The organism is Vibrio sp. V42_P2S4T144, from assembly GCF_009904715.1.
Taxonomy (GTDB): domain Bacteria; phylum Pseudomonadota; class Gammaproteobacteria; order Enterobacterales; family Vibrionaceae; genus Vibrio; species Vibrio alginolyticus.
The window spans coordinates 1-3502 of record NZ_WXWS01000460.1; the positions used below are offsets into that span (position 1 = coordinate 1).

Here is a 3502-nt window from a genome sequence, read left to right on the forward strand (position 1 = left end):
AAGAGCTGCATAAAACGCTGGTGCGTCAGCTTTGATCTCTGATACATCAATTTTTTCCATTGGTGTATTTTCTTTCTTATCTAAGTATTTGTTCCAGAAGAACGCTGCCGCTGCCATGACGATGATTGCGCAAATAGAAACAGGCAACACAGTTTGTACCGCAAACACATCAAGCTCTAAACCAGACTTTTCTGCTGCGATAACAACATCACCAGAAGTAGGAGAAAGGATGATTGCCGCTGGAGAGGCACACACTGCAACGGCTGCTGGACGAGAAATGCCCATCGCGACCATCATTGGGAATAATGTCGCCATTAATAGTACGCCAAGGCCTGTTGCAGAACTTACCGCAAGAGACATTAAACACGCCACAATGTAAGCCGCTACCAAAAGGACGTAAGGAGACTTGATGACAGAAAGCGGTTTAGAGAACTGTTTCACTACCACGTTGTTCGCGCCGATATGAGTCATGTATGACGCAAAACCACAAAGCAGCATGATTTGCATACCAAGACCGCCACCGCGGTATTGAAGCATGTATTTCACGTATTCAAGCGCATCTGTCACCATGTTACCAGTTGAGGTGATTTTTGACGGCAGCACGTCGTGCCCCAAAACGCCAGTCATAAGAAGTAAAGCAATACCAGCTGTCAGTAACACGCCTGCAGCTTTATAGCCTTTGACAATAAAGTAACCCACCGCAATGGTAACCACTAAGCCAATTAAGAGCTCTAACATAGGGATCTCCGAATGTTATGTAAAAAAGAAAGAAACTGTTTCAGTTTATGACAAGGAATTTACAGAATTCTTAGCTGTGGCACGAGACAAATATGGGGCTTGCATGATCTGAGACAAATAATAATTTAATAAATAATTTCGTTAGATTGTATTGTTGGAATTTGGTTTTCTAAGTGTTATGTGCTGGTTTGAAGCTATTTATAGGAAGGAAAATATGACTAGGAAAGTGAATGAATAATGAGTGAATTGATTCACAATAGGAAAAAGACTTTACTCAATAAGCAATTATTGGAAAACACTCTTCACAACAAAAAAGCTTCGCCGAAGCGAAGCTAAGTAATCGTAAGAATGAGGATAAACTATGCGTATCGACGAACCATAAGGTTCCAACTACGCTGCTGCCGTTCGAACTCTGCTTTAATTTGCTGATACTTCATTTTTGTTACAGAACATTCGTATTTTTTTACCACACTGGCAGTTTTGGCACCGAGTACTTCTTTGCGCATCTCGTAGTATTCCTGCATGTGATGAACTAAAGTATCAAACTCTTGCTGTAGCTGATCGAGGATCGTTTGCGTGTTCGGTTTCGATTCTAGCTTTTCTCTTGCTTTCTTCAAAAGTTGACTCGCACGGGCTTTTTCAATTCTAAATGTAGGCGTTGTGCGCAACTTAGATGTGAGTCCTAGCCAAGAACATGACTTTATCAACCACTTCGTTGGGTCGTAATGCCACCAATACACGCCATTGCGATAGTCATTCTCGAAAATATGATGGAAATTATGGTAACCCTCTCCAAATGTGAAAAAGGCGAGTACACCATTATCGCGAGCAGTGTTTTTGTCTGTGAAAGTTTGCTTACCCCAAATATGTGCGAGGGAGTTAATGAAAAAAGTTGTATGGTGACTCATAAAGAGTCGAGCTGCACCAACGACCAATAACATCCCCCAGATATCACCGTAGATCAGTCCTAGTATGACTGGGAAACCAATATTAGTCAGTAGGGCAAGTGGAACATAATACTTATGCTGCCACATGACGATTTTATCGCGCTTTAGGTCACGGCAGTTTGTATATTCGTTTTCCTTTGATTTATTGTAATCACGTAACATCCACCCAATGTGAGAATACCAAAAACCCCGCTTGGCTGAGTACGGATCTTTATCGTTATTGTCGACATGTTTGTGATGCACACGATGATCAGAAGACCAATGTAATGCACTATTTTGCAAAGAAAATGCTCCTCCAATCGCAAAAATGGCGCGCAAAATAGGATGAGCTTCGTATGTTTTGTGGCTCCAGAGACGATGATAGCCTGCTGTAATAGAAAGGTTAGTAAAACTAAATGCAATCACTCCCCAAATTAGATGTTCCCAACCCAGCCCAAAATGATATGCATACCAAGGCATTACAATAAAAGTTAGAACAAAACTGGCAGAAAATATTAATGTATTCAACCAGATAACAGGTGGTTTGTTTTGAGTCACAGGTGTATCCCTAACTTTGAGCTAACAACTGTTCGCCAGAATATCAGCGTACACATGTAAGTCAAATTAAAGTTAGACAAATGTGACTATTCCTTTGGGTGTAGATTAAGGAACTTGATGGGATATTTTGCTTTTAATTGAATAATGAGTAGTATTAAAAAATGAGCTCTGGCTTAAGGTGTATAAAATCTGCCAAGAAACAAGTGTTATAAAGGTGGAATATACCGAGACTCTATAAAGAAGCAAAAATGTAAGAAAATAGGAATACGTAATGGATTTACGATTAGCGGAATATAAGGACTACGAGCGCATTGCGCATCTTCATGCGGATAGCTGGAAGCGTCATTACCGTGGCATTCTTAGTGATAACTATCTTGAGAAAGAAGCGATTGACGACAAACTACTGATTTGGCAAACCCGTTTGACCAACCCACCATTCAATCAGCACATTGTCTTGGCGGAGGAGGGAGGTTTGCTACTTGGCTTTGTTTGTGTGTTCGGCAACCATGATTTCGAGCGTGGAACCTTTATTGACGCATTGCATGTTGATGACAGTTACCGTGGTCGTGGGATTGGTAAGCAGCTATTACTTGCTGTCGCAGAATGGCAACAGCAGTACTTTAAAGACACAGGTCTTTATTTAGAAGTTGTGTCGCAAAACATTTCTGCGATTGAATTCTATCGCCACATTGGTGGACAAGAGGATCAAGAGCGAACTTGGCGCGCACCTGATGGCAAAGAGGTGTTAGAAAAAGTATTCCGTTGGAAGAACGCCCAGTCATTAGTTAGTGGGATTGAGGAAAACGTGATTTACTCCTAACCTAGCGTTCTAAAACATTAGATAAGAGCAGTCTCAACACTGCTCTTTTTTGTTTATGCACCCTAACGTTATGTTTTATTGAAAGCTTTCTAGAAGTTAACCCCCATGGCTTTTAGTTCGAGCTCACATTGCTGAGCATTTTCAAACTGAATAGCAGCCATGCCAACTGCTCGGGCACCTTCAACATTGTAAGGCATGTCATCAAGAAATACTGTCTCTTCGGGGTTAAGCTGATACTTTGAAAGTAGAGTTTGGTAGATCTCCGCTTGTGGTTTTAGTAATTGAACTTCAGAAGAGATGATTGCTCCATCAAACAGTGGCCAAAACTCATAGGTAGTACGAAGATGTTCCACAATTTCGTTGATGTTGTCTGTGAGCGCATATACGCCATATCCGGCTCTTTTTACTCGTTTTAACAGCTCTATACTGCCGTAAAGTAATATTTGAGTGTGTTTTACAT

General features: G+C 41.0%; 4 protein-coding genes. 1 reads left to right on the forward strand and 3 read right to left on the reverse strand.

The window, feature by feature from the left end:
- The coding region (gene dcuC, locus CAG68_RS15420) for a C4-dicarboxylate transporter DcuC (protein WP_202599961.1) at positions 1–738 on the reverse strand (738 nt) is incomplete at its 3' end.
- 359 nt (positions 739–1097) lie between these two features.
- Positions 1098–2222 carry an acyl-CoA desaturase gene (locus CAG68_RS15425; RefSeq protein ID WP_104976143.1) on the reverse strand — a complete coding sequence of 375 codons (1125 nt, stop codon included), beginning with the start codon at positions 2220–2222 and terminating at the stop codon, positions 1098–1100.
- Between the two features lie 271 nt (positions 2223–2493).
- Here CAG68_RS15425 and CAG68_RS15430 point away from each other — a divergent pair, with 271 nt between their 5' ends.
- Positions 2494–3042, forward strand: a complete 549-nt coding sequence (locus tag CAG68_RS15430) for a GNAT family N-acetyltransferase (protein WP_005376525.1) — start codon at positions 2494–2496, stop codon at positions 3040–3042.
- A gap of 89 nt (positions 3043–3131) precedes the next feature.
- Here the strand turns inward: CAG68_RS15430 and CAG68_RS15435 are convergent.
- On the reverse strand, positions 3132–3502 hold a 371-nt coding region (locus tag CAG68_RS15435; protein WP_161441335.1), incomplete at its 5' end, for an HAD-IA family hydrolase.

Coding starts and splice junctions, on each gene's coding strand:
- CAG68_RS15430 (WP_005376525.1), top strand. CDS start 2,494: ATGGATTTACGATTAGCGGAATATAAGGACTACGAGCGCATTGCGCAT.